Here is a 21,136-nt window from a genome sequence, read left to right as displayed (position 1 = left end):
CTGCTAGAGAACGCTTGTGTTCACAAAGGTCGACTCGGTATCGTCGCATTTAGTGAACGCACACGTTCACTACTTCACCTCTGGGGGACCCCCTGTGACGCACGATCAGATACAGACGCAGTCACCCGTCCCAGCCCCGCCAGGTCCAGCCTCACGCTCATCGCACCCCGGCATCGCGCTCACGGTCATCGCTGCGTGCCAACTGATGGTGGTGCTTGACGCGACGATTGTGAACATCGCGCTCCCGCACATTCAAGAGGCGCTCAAGTTCAGCACCACGGACCTCACGTGGGTGGTCAGCGCCTACACGCTCACCTTCGGCGGCCTGCTGCTCCTCGGCGCACGGGCCGGCGACATCCTCGGCCGGCGCCGGGTGTTCATGACCGGCATCCTGCTGTTCACCTTCGCCTCGCTCCTCGGCGGTCTCGCCCAGGAACCCTGGCAGCTGCTGGCGGCCCGCGCCCTTCAGGGTGTCGGTGGCGCGATCGCGTCGCCGACCTCGCTGGCGCTGATCACCACGACGTTTCCCGAAGGTCCGGAGCGGAACCGGGCGTTCGGCGTGTTCGCCGCCGTCTCCGCGGGCGGTGGGGCCATCGGTCTGCTGGCCGGCGGCATGCTCACCGACTGGCTCGACTGGCGCTGGGTGCTCTTCGTCAACGTACCGATCGGGCTGCTGATCGCCGTCCTCACCCCGCAGTACATCAACGAGTCCCAGCGGCACCCCGGGCGCTTCGACATCTCGGGTGCGCTGACCTCCACCCTCGGCATGGCCGCCCTGGTCTACGGCTTCATCCGGGCCGCGGAGGACGGCTGGCGCGACGGTCTGACACTCGGCTCGTTCGCCGCAGCGGTGATCCTGCTGCTGACCTTCGTCTTCATCGAGACGCGGGCGAAGGAACCCATCACCCCGCTGCGGATGTTCGCCGACCGCAACCGCTCCGGCACCTACGTGATCATGCTCAGCCTCGCCGCAGCGATGTTCGGCATGTTCTTCTACATCGTGCTGTTCGTGCAGAACGTGCTCGGCTACAGCCCGATCAGGGCCGGTCTGGCCTTCCTGCCCGTGACGGCGGCCATCGCCGTCGGCGCGGGGCTCTCGCAGCGGTTCCTGCCCGTCCTGGGCCCGAAGCCGTTCATGATGGCCGGTTCGGCGCTCGTGGTCGTCGGACTCACCTGGCAGACCTTCATCAAGCCCGACAGCTCCTACCTCGGCGGCATCCTCGGACCCATGCTGGTCTTCGGCTTCGGCATGGGGCTGAACTTCGTGACGGCGACCGTCACCGCGGTCTCCGGTGTCGCCCAGCACGAGGCCGGAGCGGCTTCCGGGCTGCTCAACGCCATGCAACAGGTGGGCGGTTCGCTGGGGCTGTCCATTCTGACCACGGTGTTCGGCTCGGCCAGCAAGGACGAGGCGAAGAAGCAGCTGCCGAAGTTCCTCGCCGGCGGTTCGCCGGAACAGAAGGGCGAGTTCGCCAAGACCCACCAGCTGCCGGCGCCCTGGGGGAACGAAGTGCTCGCGCACGGCATCTCGACCGCGTTCATCCCCGCCGCCGTCATGGCCGGACTCGGGCTCCTCACCGCATGGCTGGTGATCAAGGTCCGCAAGAGCGACCTCGACGCGCTCGCCGGCACGGCCGGGCCGGGGACGGGCTGACCGCACCGGATCCGCACGGAGCCGCGGACGGCCGGACCTCCGCCGGGAAACAGACGGCAGGGAGCGACGTCCGGCCTCCCGCATCACGACCTCCCGCATCACGACCTCCCGCCTCATCGCCCCGGGCAGCACGGCCACTCGCATCACGGCCGTCCCCATGACGAACACCGGCGCCGCGATCATCAGCACGGCGCGCACCATCGGCAGTGCCGACCCGACCCACACCCCGACACCTCCCCGCGACTACGCCTCCCGCCCGCCTCCCGCCCGCCTCCCGGCGCATGCGCCGGGAGGCGGCTGTGGGGAAAACGCCTGATGGTCACGTAGAGTTCCCGCCAGGTACGGAGAGTTTCCTATACGGACGGCGGCTTTCGACTCGGGCCGCAGATGTCGGAGCCAGGCCCCGCAGACGCCGGGGCCGGATCCCGCTTCCCACCGACGAGGCTCTGCGCTGACGCGCTTCGACAGGCTCGAACAGCCAGTCCGCCACGGCACCAGCGCCCCGGCCCCGTCACACGTCTCCGATGCGTCCAATCGCCTCTGGGGGCGGCGCGGCCCTCGCGGCTCTTGGCACGAGCCGGCTCCGAAGAGTCACCGAACCGCGTCGTCACCACACACGGTCCGCACAACGGTCCGCGCAACGTTGTGCACAAAGGTCCGCACAGGCTCCGCACCCCGGCCTCAGCCGGTCACCGGCCGACGCCGGTCTCCGCCCCCGTAGGCACCCATTCCGGCAGCGCCTCTGTCCGCTCCGTCCATGCGGTCGGCGGCGTTCCCGCCCTGGCGCCCGCGAGCACGCCGCCCACGATGGCGCAGGTGGTGTCCACGTCGCCGCCGACCTGGGCGGTCGCCCAGAACGCCTTCTCGTAGTCACCGAGGGCACGAGCCGCCGACCAGAGGGCGAAGGGGACGGTGTCATGGGCGGTCGTACGGCGTCCGCAGCCCAGGACGGCCGCGACGGTGCCCGCGTCGGCGTAGTCGAGCATGTCGCGGGCGCGCCGCAGGCCCTGGCCGACGGCGCTCTTGGGGACCAGGGCGACGACCCCGTCGAGGAGTGCCTCGGGGTCCGGCGGGCCGCCGGGCGCGGCTGCCATGGCCGCTGCGGCCGCCACGGCCATGGCCCCGGCCACGGCCTCCCGGTGCTGGTGGGTGGGGTAGGCGGAGATCTCGGCCTGGTGCGTGGCCTGCTCAGGATCGTCCGCGTACCAGGCACCCAGGGGTGCGATCCGCATCGCCGCGCCGTTGCCCCACGATCCGCGCCCGTCGAAGAGCCCGGCGGCCAGCTCGCGCCAGTCGCCGCCCTCCCGGACGAGGCGCAGCAAGCGGTTGACGGCGGGGCCGTACCCCCGGTCGAAGTCGTGGTGCGCGGCGAAGGAGTGGGCCAGTGCGTCCTGGTCGACGCGGTGGTGGGCGGCCAGGACGGCGACGACGGAGCAGGCCATCTCGGTGTCGTCGGTCCACTGCCAGGGGGCCGGAGGCAGCTCCCGGCGCTTCAGCAGCGGGTAGTTCACCGGCACGAAGAACTGCGAGCCCAGCGCGTCGCCGACCGCGAGTCCGCGCAGGCTGGCCAGGGCGCGCTCCAGGCGCCCCGGGATCGGGGAATCAGAGGAGGAGGTCATCGCCGCCAGCCTAGCCGCTCATCCAGTAGGGCTCCGGGTCCCGCCAGCGGTCGAAGGGCTGGTTGAGCGTGTACTTGCCGTCGTCCCCGAGAACGAGCATCCGCATCTCGGCGTTCCCGGGGTTGGAGAGCGACTCGAACTCCGCGACCGTCCAGTGGAACCAGCGCATGCAGAACAGCCGCATCGCCAGGCCATGGGTCACCAGGAGCACGTTGGGCGGGTGGTCCGGCGCCTCGAAGCTACGGAACAGGCTCTCCAGGAAGCCGCCGACGCGGTCATAGACGTCGGCCCCCGACTCACCCTGGGGGAAGCGGAAGAAGAAGTGCCCGTACGCGTCCCGGTACGTCTTCTGCAGCCGTACGTCGTCGCGGTCCTGCCAGTTTCCCCAGTCCTGCTCTCGCAGCCTGGGCTCCTCGCGCACGCGTATGAGATCCGGGTCGAGGTGGAAGGCGCGGAGGGTCTCGTGCGTACGGCGGTAAGGGGAGACGTACACGCTGACGCGCTCCTGGCCGAAGATCTCCCGGACGCGCTTTCCGGTCTCCTCGGCCTGCCGCCAGCCCCGCTCGGTGAGGGCCAGCGCGTGGTCGGGTTCCCGCTCGTACACGGAGTCGTCGACATTGCCGGTTGACTCGCCGTGCCGGACAAGGACGATGCGCCGTGGTCGTGCCATGCCAAAACCCTAGATCGAGTGACGAAAAATCGAGCACTCGGAGGGGCCCCATACGGCGCAGGTCACACAAATCGAGGGTTGGGTATTCAAACGATCCAGCTCGGTTCGAGCTCCACGATGTCACCCGTGAGGGCGGCGATGTCAGCCTCCGTCTGGGCCCGCAGCGCCAGCCGCTCCACCCGTTCGGTGCGGTACTTGCCGTGCTCGGCGGCCGACCGCCACATCGAGAGGATCATGAACTCGTGCTCCGGCGCCTCCGCGAACATGCCGCGGATCATGCCGGGCGAACCGGCCATCGCCGGGTTCCAGACCTTCTCCTGCATCAGCGTGAAGTGCTCGACACGCTCCTCGTGCACCCGGCAGAAAGCCACCCGGACGAGGTCGCTGTCGGTGAAGCGGGGCTCGAAACCGGTCTTCACGTCGAACCGGTACTCGAACAGTTTGACCTGTTGATCCTTGTACGTGCCGGACTGGGACGCGGCCAGGCGGTCGTGCGAACGCGCCATGAAGGAGTCGTAGAAGGCACGGCTCTCCCAGAAGGCGAAGATGTGCGCCACTCCAGGCCGCTGCCGACTCCAGCCCCCGCCCTGTCCCCGAAATCCCGGCTCCCCCGGAAGCCCCGCCCATTTCCGCTGCCCCCGCTCGAAGCCCCGGCGGTCAACCACGGTGCAGCGAATCCACTTGACCAGCACCGCGCCATCGTAAGGCCACAGGGCGTGGCGTCGGTCACGCTCCGGCTGAGATCACCCGCGCATGCGCCCCCGCGCGCGTGGCACGATGGACAAAGAGCCTTGGCAAGCCATCAGTTGGGGTAGTGACCTCTAGGGGGAAGGGGACGCGTGGTGAGCGGTTTCAGCAAGACGCTCCGCAAGGTCGAGGTCGCGGTGAAGTGGGATCCCAGCCCTTCCGGGCAGCCGCCCACCGACCTCGACGTCATCGCCGGGACGTTCACGACGGCCGACCCGTACGGAGCTCCGGCCTATCTGGTGCACTTCGACAGCCGTTCGCCCGACGGCACCATCTTTCTCAACCGGGACAGCCAGGACGGCAAGGGCTTCGGCTGGGACGAGGTGATGACGCTCGAACTGGACCGGCTCAGCGACCGGTACACGCGCGTGGTCGTCGGCGTGGTCATCCAGCAGCGGGCCGCGCACCGGACGTTCGTGAACGTCCTGAACCCGGCCGTCCGTGTCCGAGAGGGCTACAACGTGCTGGCCGAGGACGACTTCGGCTCGGTCCTCGGGGCGACGGCGGCCACTGTGGCGGAGTTCGTGCGGGACGGGTCCGGCGACTGGGGTTTCCGGCCCGGGCTGCACGGGTTCGAGGACGATCCGGTGGTCTTCAGCCGGGAGATGGGCGGACTCGGCCGCCCCTGACGGCGGTCGGCCGACCGGCCGGGACAGGTGAACGGTAAGGGGCGCCGGCCGTGGCCGGCGCCCCTTACTTCACGTCACATCGACTCGTCAGCTGCAGCCGCTGGTCGAGCCGCAGCCCTCGCAGATGTAGCAGGAACCGGCCCGCTGCATCTTCGTACCGCAGGAGAAGCAGAGCGGGGCGTCCGCCTGGATGCCCAGCTGCATCTCCACCAGTTCGGCGCTGGTGTGCGCCTGCTTCGGGGCGGGCTTGGCCACCTCGATCTTGGGCGCGGCGACGGCCTTCAGCTCCTGGGCGCGCGGCGCCGACTGGGCCAGCCCCTCGACGTCCACGTCGTCATCGTCGATGGACGGCTCGTACGAACCGGTCTCCAGGTGCCGCTGGCGCTCCTCGGCGGAGTGGATGCCGAGCGCGGAGCGCGTCTCGAACGGCAGGAAGTCGAGCGCCAGGCGGCGGAAGATGTAGTCGACGATCGACTGCGCCATCCGCACGTCCGGGTCGTCCGTCATGCCGGCCGGCTCGAAGCGCATGTTGGTGAACTTCGAGACGTACGTCTCCAGTGGCACGCCGTACTGGAGGCCGACGGAGACCGCGATGGAGAAGGCGTCCATCATGCCCGCGAGGGTCGAGCCCTGCTTGGACATCTTCAGGAAGACCTCGCCCAGGCCGTCGTCCGGGTAGGAGTTGGCCGTCATGTAGCCCTCGGCACCGCCGACGGTGAAGGACGTGGTGATGCCGGGACGACCCTTCGGGAGGCGCTTGCGGACCGGGCGGTACTCGATGACCTTCTCGACCGTCTCGCGGATGGTCGCCTCGGCCTTCTCCGTGACCTCGGCCTTCTCCTTCTCCTTGGTCTTGGCGGAGAGGGGCTGGCCGACCTTGCAGTTGTCACGGTAGATCGCGAGCGCCTTGACGCCGAGCTTCCAGGCCTCGAAGTAGATCTCCTCGACCTCCTCGACGGTCGCCGACTCCGGCATGTTGACCGTCTTGGAGATGGCACCGGAGATCCACGGCTGGATCGCGGCCATCATGCGGACGTGGCCCATCGGGGAGATGGCGCGCTCGCCCATGGCGCAGTCGAAGACCTCGTAGTGCTCGTGCTTGAGGCCGGGAGCGTCGATCACGTTGCCGTTCTCGGCGATGTGGGCGACGATCGCCTCGATCTGTTCCTCCTGGTAGCCCAGGCGGCGCAGGGCCTGCGGGACCGTGCCGTTGACGATCTGCATCGAGCCGCCGCCGACCAGCTTCTTGAACTTCACCAGGGCGAGGTCGGGCTCGACGCCGGTGGTGTCGCAGGACATGGCCAGACCGATGGTGCCGGTCGGGGCGAGGACGGACGCCTGGGAGTTACGGAAACCGTTCTTCTCGCCGAGACGCACGACGTCCTGCCAGGCCTCCGTGGCCGCAGCCCAGACCGGGGTGTCCAGGTCGTCCATGCGGACGGCGACGGTGTTGGCGTCGGCGTGCTGCTGCATGACGCGGTTGTGGGCGTCGGCGTTGCGTGCGTAGCCGTCGTAGGGGCCGACGACCGCGGCGAGTTCGGCGGAGCGCTTGTAGGCGGTGCCGGTCATCAGGGAGGTGATGGCACCGGCGAGGGCGCGGCCGCCGTCGGAGTCGTAGGCGTGGCCGGTCGCCATCAGCAGGGCGCCGAGGTTGGCGTAGCCGATGCCGAGCTGGCGGAAGGCGCGGGTGTTCTCGCCGATCTTCTGGGTCGGGAAGTCCGCGAAGCAGATGGAGATGTCCATCGCGGTGATGACGAGCTCGACGACCTTCGCGAAGCGCTCGACCTCGAAGGACTGGTGGCCCTTGCCGTCGTCCTTCAGGAACTTCATCAGGTTCAGCGAGGCGAGGTTGCAGGACGTGTTGTCCAGGTGCATGTACTCGCTGCAGGGATTCGAGCCGTTGATCCGGCCGGACTCCGGGCAGGTGTGCCAGTGGTTGATGGTGTCGTCGTACTGGATGCCCGGGTCGGCACAGGCCCAGGCGGCCTCGGCCATCTTGCGGAACAGGCTCTTGGCCTGGACCTCCTCGATGACCTCGCCGGTCATCCGGGCGCGCAGACCGAACTGGCCGCCCTGCTCGACCGCCTTCATGAACTCGTCGTTGACGCGGACCGAGTTGTTGGCGTTCTGGTACTGGACGGAGGTGATGTCGTCGCCGCCCAGGTCCATGTCGAAGCCCGCGTCGCGGAGGGCGCGGATCTTCTCCTCCTCCTTGACCTTGGTCTCGATGAAGTCCTCGATGTCGGGGTGGTCGACGTCGAGGATGACCATCTTGGCGGCGCGGCGGGTGGCACCGCCGGACTTGATGGTGCCCGCGGAGGCGTCGGCGCCGCGCATGAAGGAGACCGGGCCGGAGGCGTTGCCGCCGGAGGAGAGCAGCTCCTTGGAGGAGCGGATGCGGGAGAGGTTCAGGCCGGCGCCGGAGCCGCCCTTGAAGATCATGCCCTCTTCCTTGTACCAGTCGAGGATCGACTCCATGGAGTCGTCGACGGACAGGATGAAGCAGGCCGAGACCTGCTGGGGCTGCGGGGTGCCCACGTTGAACCACACGGGGCTGTTGAAGCTGAAGATCTGGTGCAGGAGGGCGTACGCCAGCTCGTGCTCGAAGATCTCGGCGTCGGCGGGCGAGGCGAAGTACTTGTGGTCCTCGCCGGCCTTCCGGTACGTCTTCACGATGCGGTCGATCAGCTGCCTGAGGCCGGTCTCGCGCTGCGGGGTGCCGACGGCACCGCGGAAGTACTTGCTGGTGACGATGTTGACCGCGTTCACCGACCAGAAGTCGGGGAACTCGACGCCACGCTGCTCGAAGTTGACCGAGCCGTCGCGCCAGTTGGTCATGACGACGTCACGGCGCTCCCAGCTCACCTCGTCGTACGGGTGTACGCCGGGGGTGGTGTGGATGCGCTCGATACGCAGTCCCTTGGTGGCCTTGGTGCCCTTCGCGCGGGAACTCCGTGCCGGACCGCTCGCCGTCTCTGTCATGCCGCCTCCCTGTACGGGCTAAAACGCCCTGAAATGCCACGATGTTCCCGTGACACACTGTTCTGTTTTCGCGTCGCGGGTGCCCTCAGCCGCCACCCGCGACAAGTCCTGGATCGCCGTCCGGCAACCGGATCCGGGCCCTCCGCCCGGTTCCGTTCCGTCCGTCAGCCGGCGATGTGAACGGGTGCGGGCACCTGCACGCCCCCGCCCGGCCCGTCATCGTCCTCCTGGCCCCCCGCTCCCGCGTCTTCGTCGTCCGCGACGGGATCCTGGGCCGCCCGCCTGAGCTCCGCGATCGCGGCCTCGAAGTCCTCGAGCGAGTCGAACGCCCGGTAGACGGAGGCGAATCGCAGGTAGGCGACCAGATCGAGCTCCTGCAACGGGCCGAGTATGGCCAGCCCCACGTCGTGGGTGGTCAGCTCGGCGCTTCCGGTGGCCCGCACCGCCTCCTCGACCCGCTGGCCGAGCTGGGCGAGTGCGTCCTCGGTGACAGGCCGTCCCTGGCATGCCTTGCGCACGCCGTTGATGACCTTGGTACGGCTGAACGGCTCGGTGACTCCGGACCGCTTGACCACCATGAGCGAGCACGTCTCCACGGTCGTGAAGCGACGGGAGCAGTCCGGACACTGGCGGCGCCTGCGGATCGACGTGCCGTCGTCGGTCGTACGACTGTCGACCACGCGGCTGTCGGGGTGCCTGCAGAAGGGGCAGTGCATGATCTCCAACCCTCCTCACAGCAGACTCAATAGCCCCACTGGGCCACATGGGCCCCGCGAAGCAGCCCCAAGCATAGGCGATCTCAGAGAGAGCGGAGACCCGGGGGACCACAACTTGTGGGCAGCTGTAGCAATCCAACCACTAGATGTGGTGATTGGCAGATACATCGCCAGGTTGCGCGTGTCGCACACGTACCGCTACGGCCGATACGGAGATACCGTGGGCGCCGCACGGAGGTCACGTGCGACTCCGGCGCAGATGGGGACGGACATCCCGGTCGGCGGCGGCCCGGATGGCAGACTGGGCACACCCACAAGGCCGTCCCCCGGCGGTGAAGAGTACAACAATGGGCCCTTTTGCCTGCCGGGTATCGCGTGAGCCATACACCCAGACCTGCGATCACGTACGGTGAACCGCGTTTTTTCACTCGAACGTGTGTTTGGCGCAACCTTTCGAAAGCAACTACCGTTGTCCAGCAGGGAGACCATCGAGAGGGGCCGACGTGACCACGACCGCAGACAGTGCCACCATCACCGCCCAGGACCGCTCCCAGGGCCGACTCGACCCGGTGCATGCCATGAACGAAGCCGTGAATCCCGAGGGACACAAGCGTTCCCTGCCGGGCCGACCTCCAGGCATCCGGGCGGACAGCTCGGGCCTCACCGACCGGCAGCGCCGGGTGATCGAGGTGATCCGGGACTCCGTACAGCGGCGGGGCTACCCGCCGTCGATGCGGGAGATCGGCCAGGCCGTCGGCCTGTCCAGCACGTCCTCGGTGGCGCACCAGCTGATGGCACTGGAGCGCAAGGGCTTCCTGCGCCGCGACCCGCACCGCCCGCGTGCGTACGAGGTGCGCGGCTCCGACCAGGCCGTGACCGTGCAGCCCACGGACACCGCCGGCAAGCCCGCGGCGTCGTACGTTCCGCTGGTCGGCCGGATCGCCGCCGGCGGACCGATCCTCGCCGAGGAGTCGGTCGAGGACGTCTTCCCACTGCCCCGGCAGCTGGTCGGTGACGGCGAGCTGTTCGTGCTCAAGGTCGTCGGTGACTCCATGATCGAGGCCGCGATCTGCGACGGCGACTGGGTCACCGTCCGCCGCCAGCCGGTGGCCGAGAACGGCGACATCGTCGCCGCCATGCTCGACGGCGAGGCGACCGTCAAGCGCTTCAAGCGCGAGGACGGCCACGTCTGGCTCCTCCCCCACAACGCGGCCTACGAGCCGATCCCCGGCGACGACGCGACCATCCTGGGCAAGGTCGTCGCGGTCCTGCGACGCGTGTGACGCCTGCGGCGGGCGGTCATCCCGCCCGCCCTCCGACCGGGCCCCGGGACCCCTGCGCCGGTTCCGGGGTCCTGCACTGCCCGGACCCCGGCGACCGCCTGCCTGCGATCGCGGGTTAGCCTGACCGGCGCCGGTCAGGCTAACCCGCGATCACTCCGCCTCCGCCTGCCGTGCTGCCTCGTCGATCGCCGCCAGCGACCTGCGGACCTGGTTACGGTCCGTGGTGTACCAGAAGTCGGGCAGTGAGGACTTGAGATATCCGCCGTACCGCGCGGTGGCCAGCCTCTGGTCGAGCACGGCGACCACACCGCGGTCCCCGGACGCGCGAACGAGCCGCCCGGCACCCTGAGCCATCAGGAGCGCGGCGTGCGTGGCGGCGACCGCCATGAAGCCGTTGCCGCCGGCGTCCTCGACGGCCTTCTGCCGGGCGCTCATCAGCGGGTCGTCCGGACGCGGGAACGGGATCTTGTCCATGACGACCAGCTGGCAGCTGGGGCCGGGGACATCGACGCCCTGCCAGAGGGACAGCGTGCCGAAGAGGCAGGTCCTGGGGTCCGCGGCGAAGTTCTTGATCAGTTCACCGAGGGTCTCCTCGCCCTGGAGGAGTACCGGGAACTCGGGAATCCGGACGCGCAGTTCCTCGGCGGCCTGCTGTGCGGCGCGCATCGAGGAGAAGAGGCCGAGGGTGCGGCCGCCCGCGGCCTGGATCAGCTCGGTCAGTTCGTCGAGCATGTCGGCGCGGTCGCCGTCCCGCGCGGGGCGGGACAGATGCTTGGCGACGTAGAGGATGCCCTGTTTCGGATAGTCGAAGGGCGAACCCACGTCAACGCCCTTCCACGGCGGGAGGTCCTCGCCCTCGGTACCCTCCGGGGCGAGGCCCAGGGACGCGCCGACCCCGTTGAAGTCGCCGCCGAGCTTGAGGGTCGCCGAGGTGAGGACGACCGAGCGGTCCGCGAAGAGCTTCTCCCTGAGCAGGCCGGACACCGACATCGGGGCGACCCGCAGGGAGGCGCCGAAGCGGTCGTGGCGTTCGTACCAGACGACATCCCACTCGGAGCCGTTCACGATCCGCTCCGCCACGTCATGCACGGTCTCCACGGAGGCCAGCGCCTGCTTGCGGACCGCGTCCTCGTCCTGGACCGACTTGTCGCGGGTGGTACCGAGCGCGGAGATCACGGTGCGGGCGGCGTCCCGGAGCGCCGCCAGGGCGTAACCGAGATCCTCCGGAACCTCCTCCAGGCGCCCCGGCAGCGCCAGCTCCATCAGCCGCTCGAAGCCCTCGGCGGCGGTCTGGAGCTGGTCGGCGGCCTTCTCGTCGACCAGCTTGGCGGCGCGCCGGACCGCGCGGTTGACCTGGCCCGGGGTGAGTTCGCCGGTGGCGACGCCGGTGACACGGGAGACCAGTTCGTGCGCCTCGTCCACGATCAGCACCTCGTGCTGCGGGAGCACCGGGGCGCCCTCGATGGCGTCGATCGCGAGCAGGGCGTGATTGGTCACGACCACCTCGGCGAGCTTCGCGCGCTCGCGGGCCATCTCGGCGAAGCACTCGGCGCCGTAGGCGCACTTGGACGCGCCGAGGCACTCCCGGGAGGAGACCGAGACCTGCGCCCAGGCCTTGTCCGAGACACCCGGTGTGAGGTCGTCGCGGTCGCCGTTCTCGGTCTCGTCGGCCCAGTCGCGCAGGCGCAGCAGGTCCTGACCGAGCTTGCTGGTGGGCGCGGCCGCCTCGAACTGGTCGAAGAGGCCCTCCTCCTCGTCCTGCGGCATGCCCTCGTGCAGCCGGTGCAGGCACAGATAGTTCGACCTGCCCTTGAGCATGGCGAACTCCGGGCGCCGGCGCAGCAGCGGGTGCAGGGCGTCGACGGTGCGCGGCAGATCCCGCTCCACGAGCTGTCTCTGCAGGGCGAGGGTCGCCGTCGCGACGACCACCCGCTCTCCGTGGGCGAGCGCGGGCACCAGGTAGCCGAGCGACTTTCCGGTGCCGGTGCCGGCCTGGACCAGCAGATGGGATCCGTCGTCGATCGCCTCGGCGACCGATTCGGCCATGGTCACCTGGCCGGGGCGCTCCGTACCGCCGACAGCTGTGACAGCGGCATGCAGGAGTTCGGGGAGTGAGGGCTTCGTCATAGCGCGACCACCCTACGGCCCAGCACTGACAACCGGGCGATCAAGGCAGGGACAGGGGGGTGGGATCAGGGCCGGGGTTCCGGGACCGCCAGGCCAAGGGACAAGGGCAGGCCGAAGTCCGACGTGCTCGGAATTCTTTCGGACGGCCGGGAACTCGACCGGTCGCCGCTTCGTACTACATGTGTACGCGCAATCACTCAGCGCTACATCAGATGTCGTAGGGACCGGTCCCGGATCATGAGGGCGGCCCGTTTGGCAGGCAGGTCGACCTCGCAGGCGTAGCGGAAGCCCGCGTTGAGGAAGGCGGCCACGGAGGGAGTGTTGTGAAGGTCGGGTTCGGCGACGACGCGCGCACAGGCGGGGCGATGGTCGAGCACGAGGTCGGCCACGGCTCTGAGCAGGGCGGACCCCAGTCCCCGTCCCCGGTCGGCGACCTCGCCGACGAGGAGGTGGACGCCGGTGTCGTGCGGCCGGGCCGGATAGTGGCGGGCGAGGGGGTCCAGGTCGGCCCGGTAGATCTCCCAATAGCTCATCGGGGCGCCGTCGAGCATGCCCAGGCACGGCACGCTGCGTCCGTCCCCCGCGAGCTGGGCCCGCAGATGGTCCTCCGTCTGCGCCCGTGAGCCGGCCAGCTGCCAGAACGCGGCGACGCCGGGGTCGTTCATCCAGCCGCTGATGATCGGCAGGTCGCGTTCGAGCTGGACCGGCAGCAGATGGAAGAGGCCGACCGGGGTCTTGGTGGGGCCCCAGGTGCCGACCTGGTCGAGCAGGTCGCGCACGTCGAGCCGGCTCGGGGAGCTGTACGAGCCGGGCGAGTCGGGCGTCGTCCCGGCGACGAGGGCGAGGAATGCGTCGGGCAGGCGGAGGTCCAGGGTGTCCTCGCAGTCCCCGCTGTCCTCGGCGGGTCCGGGACGGCCGGGGTGGACCGGGACGGCACCTGTGTCGGCGCTCGCGTCGGTGGGAGGCATGGTGCGCTCCTCTCAGGAGACGAGGTGGGTCATGTTCCTCGGTTGCTGGATGAAAGGCGGTGAGTAAAAGGCGGCGAGTGAAGGGCGGTGGGGTGGGAGCGGGAGAGGCCGGTGACGGTGTCGGTGGCGGCTGGGTCAGGAATCGGCTGGGTCAGGAAGGCGAGGGTGCGGAGTGGAGGGGGTTGGTGATGGTGACGTAGACGGACTGGCCGTCGACCGGGCCGACGAGTTCGTCGAGGCCGTGCAGCCGGGTCAGCAGGTTGGCCTTGCAGCGCAGGACGGGTGAGTCGAGCAGACGGCCGGGCAGGGGGCTGCGCAGCCGGGCGGGTCCGGTGGCCGCGTCGGTGAGGAACCGGCGGAACGCCGCGAGCAGCAGCCGCTCGTCGGCGAGCCGCTGGGAGCCGAACGCGCCGATCAGGCCGAACACATTGTTGATGCCGAGGTAGTAGGCGAAGCGTTCGTCGGTGACCTCGTCGGAGACGAAGGTGTCGCTGTGCTCGCCGATACCGGGCAGCCTGCTGTCGAGGTCGCCGCGTCGGGACTCGCGGAAGTAGTAGCCCTGGTTGTCGCGGTAGCGCCCGCCGGCCGGCCAGCCGTCGGCGTCCAGCACGAGGAGGGTGTTCTGCTGGTGCGCCTCCAGGGCGATGCCTGCCTCCCCGTCGAGCCAGAGCACCGGGCGGACGACCTGCTCCAGGTAGCGCAGGAACCACTCGGCGCTGACGGCACCCACGGGCCGGCCGGTGCGTTCGGCGAGCCGGGAGACCACCCGGGCCAGCCGGGAGCGGTACGGGCGGGGCCTGCCGTTCACCGCCGGGGCGTCGAGGGGCCGGGGCGTGACCAGCCCGGCGACGCAGGACACGTCGTCGCCGGGGGCGAACGGGTTGTGCCGGATCACCACGTCGAGTCCGGGTACGGGCCGGCCGTCCAGGCTGTCGACGGCCAGCCAGGCCGGGTCGCGCACGATGTCGAAGCCGGGGTGGGCTGCCTGCCACTGCTTGGCGAGGCCGGTGCGCAGCAGGCGGTGCACCTCGACGCCCCGGTGGAGTTCCTTGCGGAGGTTCTCCCGGCGTGAGTTGGTGATGCGCAGGCCGAGCGACAGCTTGAGCATGGCGGGGGCACCGGTGCGGTGGACGGTTCGTACGGAGGAGGTGGGATGCCAGGGGGCGCCGAGCGGGCCCAGGTCGCGCAGGAGCCCTGCGTCGAGGAGGGCCGCGGTCTCCTCGCGGTGCTTGATCTCGCGGGCCTGCCAGGGGTGCAGGGGCACGGCGGCGGCGCAGCCGTGGGGCAGGGGCAGGGCTGTTCCGGCCAGGCGTTCCATGAGGTGCGGTGCGGGGACGGGACGGCCGCGCTCGGTCCAGGCTGAGTCGGTGACGAGCAGGGAGGAGGCGACCGCGATCCAGTGCAGGGGGAAGGAGCCGCGCAACTCCGGTGAGTAGAGCGGGGCCTCGGACTCCGTCAGGCCCTCGCGGCTCTTCGGGGTCGGGTGCAGCGGGTGCCCGAGGAGGAGTGCCTGCTCGGCCGCGAGGAACCGGTCGGGGCTGTCGGCGGGGTGGGCGCGCCGGTCCGCGATGAAGGTGACGGTGCGACGCAGGGAGTCGGCGACCCGGGCCACGAGGTCGCCGTCGTCGGAGGTGGCCTGGGCGAGGGTTTGGCCGGTGCTGCCTTCGGCATGACCGGTGCTGCTCCCAGCGCGCTCGGTCGTACCGGCTGGTCCCGTGGTCGTCTCGCGGGTGAGCAGGGCGGCGAGGGTGACCGCGTCGACGGCGGGGGCGGTGTCGGGAGCGCCGGCCAAACGGGGTGCCCCGAAGCGGTGCCAGCCGGTCGGGGACCAGTGCCGGACCGGGGTGATCAGTGCGGTACCGCTGGCGGGGAGCGGGATATGGAGGGTGTCGGTGCCGGGCGCGGACAGGTTGGTCTCGCGTACCCAGCAGCGGAGCAGGTTCTCCACGGCGGCGGCCTGGGCGGCGATGTGCGGGTCGGGGTGTTCGAGGAGGTCTCCCGTGTCGTCGCGTGGCCGCTCGGGCTGGGAGGTACGGCCTCGTTGCGGGGGGACCGACTCGGCGAGCGGAACGGGGCGTCCCTGTGGGACCTGATCTCCGTTGTCGTCGGGCGCGGGGGTGGCGTTCAAGGAGGGTTCCTCGGGGCTCGGGCGGTGCGGTGTTCGGCGTCGTGCCGGTGAACCGGGCTGGTGGGGTGGCGAGTCGAGTGCGGAGTGTCCAGATGAGAGGGGTTACGGATGATGTGCGGTGGCTCGTTTCGTGGGGCAGTCGGTTCGCTGCGGGGCCATCGGCCGGACGGTTCGTGCGGGGTGCGCCGGTCGGTCGGGCCGCTGTCGACGGGTCGGCGTCCGGCAGGTCCCGTACGGATGATCCGGGCGTTCCGGATCATCTGGACGACCTGGACGCTCGGCGCGGCCCGGCTGGTCCGGGCCGTCCTAGCCGTCCCAGCCGTCCTAGCCGTCCTAGCCGTCCTAGCCGTCCCAGCCGTCCCAGCCGTCCCAGCCGTCCTAGCCGTCTGGATGCTCCGAGCGGTCGGGGCGGTCTCGGCGGTCCTGGCTGCCCCGGCGGTGCGGGCGATCCCGGCGGCGGGCTCCCTGCGGACGGTGCGGTCGGCGGGCCCGTGCCGGGTGCGTCGAGCGGCCTGGGCCTTCCCGGTGCGCCGGCCGGCCTTCGCCTTCCCGGTGCGCCGGCCGGTCTTCGCCTTCCCGGTGCGCCGGTCAGTCGTCCGGTTCCCTGCGGCCCTCGGGACGTCGGCGCCTGGCGACATGACCGTGAGCGGCCGGGTCGCGGGCCACGGCCGTCACCGCGTCGGCGAGGCGGTCCAGCACGGCGTCCGCCTGCTCGTCGGTGATGGTCAGAGGCGGCAGCAGTCGCACGACACCGGCGTGGCGGCCGCCGAGTTCGACGATCAGGCCGCGTTCCAGGCAGGCGCGCTGCACGGCCGAGGCCAGTTCGGGAGCGGCGGGTCTCGGACCGTACCGGGGCGCGCCGTCCCACCCGGTCTGCGCAGCGCTCTCCGCACCGCTCCGCGCCGCGGCAACCGCGTCACGGCGTCCCCCTTGCGCCCCCGTCTCCCTCGCGTGGTCGTCCGTATCCCCCGGCGGCCCCTCGCCCTCCGGGTCCACCAGCTCCACCCCGATCATCAGCCCCCGCCCCCGCACGTCTCCCACGCACGCGAAGTCGTCCTGGAGCCGCCGCAGTTGGGAGAGCATCCGGGCGCCGAGCAGGCCTGCGCGTTCGGCGAGGGCGTTCTCCCGGACGTGGGCGAGGGTGGCGGTCCCGGCGGCCATGGCGAGCTGGTTGCCGCGGAAGGTGCCGGCGTGGGCGCCGGGCTCCCAGACGTCGAGGTCCTCGCGGTAGACGACGACGGCGAGGGGGAGGCTGCCGCCGATGGCCTTGGACAGGACCATCACATCGGGGGTGACGCCGCTGTGCTCGACGGCCCAGAAGGCGCCGGTCCTGCCCACCCCGGTCTGGATCTCGTCGGCGATCAGGGGAACGGACCGGTCGGCGGTGAGCCGGCGCATCCGGCGGAGCCAGTCGTCCGGCGCCGGGATCACCCCGCCCTCGCCCTGCACGGGTTCGAGGATCATCCCGGCGGGGAGGGGAACGCCGGACTTGGGGTCGTCGAGGACGGTCTCGGTCCACCGGGCGGCGAGTTCGGCGCCGCGGGTGCCGCCGACGCCGAACGGGCAACGGTAGTCCTGGGGATAGGGCAGCCGGGCCACGCGGACGTCGCCGGCTCCGCCGGAGGCGGCCAGGGCGCCGGTGGTCATCCCGTGGTAGGCGCCGGTGAAAGCGAGGATGCCGGTGCGGCCGGTCGCGGCCCGGACGAGTTTGAAGGCGGCCTCGACGGCGTCCGTGCCGGCGGGCCCGCAGAACTGGACGCGGGCGTGGTCGGCGAGGCCGGGCGGCAGGGTCCGGAACAGTTCGGTGATGAAGGCGTCCTTGACGGGGGTCGCCAGGTCGAGGACGGAGAGCGGGGCACCGGAGTCGAGGACCTTGCGGATCGCTTCCAGTACGACGGGGTGGTTGTGACCGAGGGCGAGGGTACCGGCGCCGGAGAGGCAGTCCAGGTAGCGCCGCCCGTCGGCACCCTCGATGGTGAGGCCGCGGGCCCGCACCGGCACGATGGGCAGGGCGCGCGCGTAGGTACGTGCCCGCGACTCACGCGCCGACTGGCGCCTCAGGATCCCCTCCTGTGCCGCGCGCGCTCCCCCGAACGTCTCCCCGGTCACCGGCTCCGTCACGGCCACGGCTCGCTGTCCTCCCCGCTGTCCAGAGGCGACTTGCTCGGCGGGCACCGGACACAGGCAGCCGGACCCCCACCGCTACAACCCCGGACCGGCCGACGGGTTACGGGTCGTCTCAAGATCCTTGCCATGACCTTGCCGGGACCTCGCGACCCCAACTCCAACCCCGACCCCGGACCCCGGCCACTCCTGCCGCCCGCACAACACCCGCTGCTCGCGACGCGTCGATCCCACCCGAGAACTGCGGTTGCCTCGCCGGTGAGGGCCGTAGCAGAACCGTTGCCCGGCCATCGGGAGCGCCGCACAGCGAGCGCATAGTGTGTGGCGCTGAAGTTCCTTGCCAACAGGGGGAGTCACCACCATGCGATCCATCCGGCCGCCGTTCGCCCGTCGAGGTGGAGGGGGCGCGCCCCGTGCGGTGGCGGCCGTCGCCCTCGCCTCGGCCCTGGCGCTGACCGCCACCGCCTGCGGCGGCTCCGGCGACGACAACGCCGGTGGCCCGGCGTCCGCGTCCGCCACGGCCGACACCGGGGACGGCAAGATCAAGATCCCGGACGACATCAGGAACAAGCTCAAACAGCACGGGATCGACATCGACAAGTGGAAGCACGGGGCCTGGAAGAACTGGAACAAGGACGACTGGCTGCGCGAGGCCAACGACTTCATCAACCCCATCATCAAGGGCCTGTGGGACCCGGACCGGATGCGCGACGCCAACGACCCCGACAAGGGAAAGGGAGTCGACGACAACGACCTCTCGGGTGACCAGGGGGTCACCGACCCCACGCCGGAGCCGGTCCAGGCGCAGGCGGTGCGGCCCACCTACCACGCGAGCGCGGCCTCGGCCGGGAAGGTCTTCTTCGACTCCCCCGAGGGCACGATGGTCTGTTCGGCGACGGTCGTCGAGGACCCGGCGCACCCGGGCAAGTCCAACCTGGTGTGGACGGCGGGACACTGTGTGCACGCCGGCAGGAACGGCGGCTGGTACCGCAACATCGCGTTCGTGCCGTCGTACAACGACAAGGGGCTGACCGGTTCGGCGCTCACGGCGGCGACCCGTTCGGAGGTCGCACCGTACGGGGTCTGGTGGGGCGACGGGGCGCAGACCTCGCAGCAGTGGATCGACCAGGGTGGCGAGACGGGCGGCGACGGTGCGTCGTACGACTACGCCGTGATCCATGTGACGCCCGAGCAGGGCAGTGGCGGCAAGTCGCTCGAGGAGACGGTCGGTTCGGCGTTGCCGGTGAACTTCGACGCACCCGCGGTGCCGAAGGTGTCGAGCATCACCGCCACGGGGTATCCGGCGGCGAAGCCGTACGACGGGTCGCTGCTGTACCGGTGCGCCGACAAGCCGGGACGGCTGTCGGTGGACGCGTCGGCGCCGACGATGTACCGGATCGGGTGCACGATGACCGGCGGGGCGTCGGGTGGTGGCTGGGTGGAGACGGGCGCCGACGGCAAGCCGGCGCTGGTGTCCAACACGTCGATCGGCCCGGTCAGTTCGGGGTGGCTGGCGGGGCCGCGGTTCGGCGCCGTGGCCAAGGGGGTTTATGAGGGGGTCAGCAGGGAGTTCGCCGACCGCTGAGTGATGCTCGCCCTCCAGGGTGCGTATTGAGTCGTGATCAAGGGGTGGCCCTGGTGAGGTCTTTGATCCAGATCGTCGAGGCGTGCAGTCGGAGGCCGGCGAGACAGCTGTCCGGAGTCCTGTCGTACCGGGTGGCGATGCCTCGCCACTCCTTGAGTTTGTTGATCAGGCGCTCGACGGTGTTCCTCTCCTTGTAGAGGCCGGTGTCGTGACTGATGGGTCGGCCGCCCTTGCTTCCCTTCTTCTTCCGGTTGGCGGTCTGGTCCTTCTTCTCCGGGATGACTGTTTTGACGTGGCGTTTGCCTGGGTGGGCGCGGTTGCCGCGGGATGAGTAGACCTTGTCCCCGGCGACTGCGTCCGGGCGGGTGCGGGGGCGGCCGGCAGGGCCCCGTCCCCGGATCTTCTCCAGCACCGGGACGAACTGCGGGCTGTCGGCTTCCTGGCCAGCGGTCAGGGCGAACGCCAGCGGGCGACACTCGCGATCGGGGGCGAGGTAGACCTTGCTGGTCTGCCCGCCCCGCGAGCGTCCCAGGGCGGCCTTCAGCCGGAGCTTGTGCCGGCGCCGGCAAGTCCACCTCGCCCCGCTTCGCGGCTTCCGCGATCAGGCCCTCCAGCGGGCCTCGAAGACACCCGCGTCACGCCACTGCCGGAAGCGGTTCGAAACGGTCGACCAGGCACCGAACTCCCGCGGCATCTCACGCCGCTGCCCTCCGACCGTGAACCTCCGGATCACACCCTCGAACTGCTGCCGCAGCCGCTCGGGGTGCGGCCCGTACTCACCGATCGGCAAGTACGGCTCAACGAACTCCCGTTCGCTGTCACTCAGTTGCGCCCTCGTCATACAAGTCGATCTAGCAGTCTGTCCTGTGAAAGCGAATCTCGTTCGATTGCCACTGAACTTTGACCACCGCTACTCATCAGCCCCTTGGAATCGATCACCTAGGCTGGCGTGGTGACTGATGAGCAGCAGCACGTGCAGCCGTCGGGAGTGTGGGCCACGGCGGTGGGGGTGGCCAGGGTGCGGGCGCTGGAGACCGAGCGGGAGAACGCGCTGTTCCGCGACCCCCTGGCACAGGCCTTCGCCACCGCCGGCGGCATGTGGCCCTCCTCGCCGCCGCTGCCCGCTGACGAGGCCGCGCGCCGCCGCTGGCTGGGCGTGGCGTTCTCCATCGTCATCAGGACGAAGTTCCTCGACGACTTGTTGCAGCAGGCCTCCGCGTCCGGGGTCCGGCAGGTGGTGCTGCTCGGAGCCGGCATGGACAGCCGGGCCTTCCGGATGGACTGGCCCGAGGGCACCCGGCTGTTCGAGGTCGACACCGCCGCGCCACTGGACTTCAAGGCTTCGGTGTTGTGCCAGGAGCGGGCCGTCGCACGCTGCGAGCGGATCACCGTCGCGGTGGATCTGCGTGAGGACTGGCCAGGCGCGCTGGCCGCTGCAGGGCACGACCCGGCGGTGCCGACCGTGTGGATCGCCGAAGGACTGCTGATCTATCTGCCCGAGGACGCGGTGGAGCTGCTGCTGGCCCGGATCAGCGCGCAGTCGGCGGCAGGCAGTCGGATGGGGCTGACATTGGGCTCGCGCGGCGTGATCGAGCGCTTTGGCGCGGATGCCGTGCCAGGATCGGCAGCGTCCATGTGGGTCTCGGAGATGCCCGACGACCCGGTGGGCTGGCTGGCCGGGCACGGCTGGGAGGCCGACAGCCACACCCTGCGCGAGTGCGCTGCCGCCTACGGCCGCCCGATCAGCACCCCGCCGCAGCGCGAGGAGCGCCCCGGCGGACTGATCTCGGCGGTCCGCTAAACGCCTCCAGGCAGCCCAACTTCAGTGGCAATCGGTCAAGGTCACTGTCACAGGACCCGGTCCAGCCCCACGGAGACGGGCGAATGCCACGGATTGATCACGA

14 protein-coding genes and 1 pseudogene are annotated in these 21,136 nt (G+C 70.3%); 5 read left to right on the top strand and 10 right to left on the bottom strand.

Going from position 1 to position 21,136, the window contains the following annotated elements; translation table 11 throughout:
- Positions 1-109 precede the first annotated feature (109 nt).
- Complete coding sequence (locus ACZ63F_RS38990; protein ID WP_469718497.1) at positions 110-1,654, top strand: MFS transporter; 1,545 nt, start codon at positions 110-112, stop codon at positions 1,652-1,654.
- 689 nt (positions 1,655-2,343) lie between these two features.
- On the opposite strand, the gene ACZ63F_RS38985 is transcribed toward ACZ63F_RS38990, so the two are convergent.
- From ACZ63F_RS38985 to ACZ63F_RS38975, 3 genes are all read right to left on the bottom strand, one after another.
- Positions 2,344-3,273, bottom strand: a complete 930-nt coding sequence (locus tag ACZ63F_RS38985) for an ADP-ribosylglycohydrolase family protein (RefSeq protein ID WP_469718432.1) — start codon at positions 3,271-3,273, stop codon at positions 2,344-2,346.
- A gap of 10 nt (positions 3,274-3,283) precedes the next feature.
- Entirely contained in the window at positions 3,284-3,943 is a 660-nt protein-coding gene (locus ACZ63F_RS38980; RefSeq protein ID WP_351960234.1) for a histidine phosphatase family protein, read from the bottom strand.
- A gap of 86 nt (positions 3,944-4,029) precedes the next feature.
- Complete coding sequence (locus ACZ63F_RS38975; RefSeq protein WP_351960235.1) at positions 4,030-4,635, bottom strand: YdbC family protein; 606 nt, start codon at positions 4,633-4,635, stop codon at positions 4,030-4,032.
- A 150-nt stretch (positions 4,636-4,785) separates the two neighbouring features.
- Between ACZ63F_RS38975 and ACZ63F_RS38970 the strand changes: the two genes are divergently transcribed.
- Positions 4,786-5,319, top strand: a complete 534-nt coding sequence (locus tag ACZ63F_RS38970) for a TerD family protein (RefSeq protein ID WP_469718431.1) — start codon at positions 4,786-4,788, stop codon at positions 5,317-5,319.
- Positions 5,320-5,406: 87 nt separating this feature from the next.
- Here ACZ63F_RS38970 and ACZ63F_RS38965 read toward each other — a convergent pair whose 3' ends face one another.
- Positions 5,407-8,301 carry a vitamin B12-dependent ribonucleotide reductase gene (locus ACZ63F_RS38965; RefSeq protein WP_469718429.1) on the bottom strand — a complete coding sequence of 965 codons (2,895 nt, stop codon included), beginning with the start codon at positions 8,299-8,301 and terminating at the stop codon, positions 5,407-5,409.
- 164 nt (positions 8,302-8,465) lie between these two features.
- Entirely contained in the window at positions 8,466-9,017 is a 552-nt protein-coding gene (gene nrdR / locus ACZ63F_RS38960) for a transcriptional regulator NrdR (protein WP_469718428.1), read from the bottom strand.
- 503 nt (positions 9,018-9,520) lie between these two features.
- Between nrdR and lexA the strand changes: the two genes are divergently transcribed.
- Positions 9,521-10,300 carry a transcriptional repressor LexA gene (gene lexA, locus ACZ63F_RS38955; protein WP_133028126.1) on the top strand — a complete coding sequence of 260 codons (780 nt, stop codon included), beginning with the start codon at positions 9,521-9,523 and terminating at the stop codon, positions 10,298-10,300.
- Between the two features lie 150 nt (positions 10,301-10,450).
- Here lexA and ACZ63F_RS38950 read toward each other — a convergent pair whose 3' ends face one another.
- The 4 genes from ACZ63F_RS38950 to ACZ63F_RS38935 form a co-directional block, all read right to left on the bottom strand.
- Complete coding sequence (locus ACZ63F_RS38950; RefSeq protein WP_469718426.1) at positions 10,451-12,427, bottom strand: ATP-dependent DNA helicase; 1,977 nt, start codon at positions 12,425-12,427, stop codon at positions 10,451-10,453.
- Between the two features lie 203 nt (positions 12,428-12,630).
- A complete protein-coding gene (locus ACZ63F_RS38945; RefSeq protein ID WP_469718424.1) occupies positions 12,631-13,395 on the bottom strand; it encodes a GNAT family N-acetyltransferase in 765 nt (254 codons plus the stop codon).
- Positions 13,396-13,546: 151 nt separating this feature from the next.
- Positions 13,547-15,523 carry an IucA/IucC family protein gene (locus ACZ63F_RS38940; protein WP_469718423.1) on the bottom strand — a complete coding sequence of 659 codons (1,977 nt, stop codon included), beginning with the start codon at positions 15,521-15,523 and terminating at the stop codon, positions 13,547-13,549.
- 588 nt (positions 15,524-16,111) lie between these two features.
- Positions 16,112-17,650, bottom strand: coding sequence for a diaminobutyrate--2-oxoglutarate transaminase family protein (locus tag ACZ63F_RS38935; protein ID WP_469718422.1), 1,539 nt, complete (start codon positions 17,648-17,650; stop codon positions 16,112-16,114).
- 358 nt (positions 17,651-18,008) lie between these two features.
- On the opposite strand from ACZ63F_RS38935, the gene ACZ63F_RS38930 reads away from it, so the two are divergent.
- On the top strand, positions 18,009-19,232 hold the full coding sequence (locus tag ACZ63F_RS38930; RefSeq protein ID WP_469718420.1) for a trypsin-like serine peptidase: 1,224 nt from the start codon (positions 18,009-18,011) through the stop codon (positions 19,230-19,232).
- A 37-nt stretch (positions 19,233-19,269) separates the two neighbouring features.
- On the opposite strand, the pseudogene ACZ63F_RS38925 reads toward ACZ63F_RS38930, so the two are convergent.
- A pseudogene (locus ACZ63F_RS38925) lies at positions 19,270-20,073 on the bottom strand (IS5 family transposase).
- Positions 20,074-20,220: 147 nt separating this feature from the next.
- Between ACZ63F_RS38925 and ACZ63F_RS38920 the strand changes: the two are divergent.
- The gene (locus ACZ63F_RS38920) at positions 20,221-21,033 is read left to right on the top strand and encodes a class I SAM-dependent methyltransferase (protein ID WP_469718496.1); all 813 of its coding nucleotides are present in this window, start codon (positions 20,221-20,223) and stop codon (positions 21,031-21,033) included.
- Positions 21,034-21,136 lie beyond the last annotated feature (103 nt).

It is taken from the genome of Streptomyces sp. NPDC104761 (assembly GCF_055583445.1).
The sequence above is the reverse complement of the archived record's forward strand: the minus strand, read 5'-3'. Positions and strand labels throughout refer to the sequence as shown.

Coding starts and splice junctions, on each gene's coding strand:
- ACZ63F_RS38930 (WP_469718420.1), top strand. CDS start 18,009: ATGCGATCCATCCGGCCGCCGTTCGCCCGTCGAGGTGGAGGGGGCGCG.
- ACZ63F_RS38980 (WP_351960234.1), bottom strand. CDS start 3,943: ATGGCACGACCACGGCGCATCGTCCTTGTCCGGCACGGCGAGTCAACC.
- ACZ63F_RS38985 (WP_469718432.1), bottom strand. CDS start 3,273: ATGACCTCCTCCTCTGATTCCCCGATCCCGGGGCGCCTGGAGCGCGCC.
- ACZ63F_RS38945 (WP_469718424.1), bottom strand. CDS start 13,395: ATGCCTCCCACCGACGCGAGCGCCGACACAGGTGCCGTCCCGGTCCAC.
- ACZ63F_RS38950 (WP_469718426.1), bottom strand. CDS start 12,427: ATGACGAAGCCCTCACTCCCCGAACTCCTGCATGCCGCTGTCACAGCT.
- nrdR (WP_469718428.1), bottom strand. CDS start 9,017: ATGCACTGCCCCTTCTGCAGGCACCCCGACAGCCGCGTGGTCGACAGT.
- ACZ63F_RS38965 (WP_469718429.1), bottom strand. CDS start 8,301: ATGACAGAGACGGCGAGCGGTCCGGCACGGAGTTCCCGCGCGAAGGGC.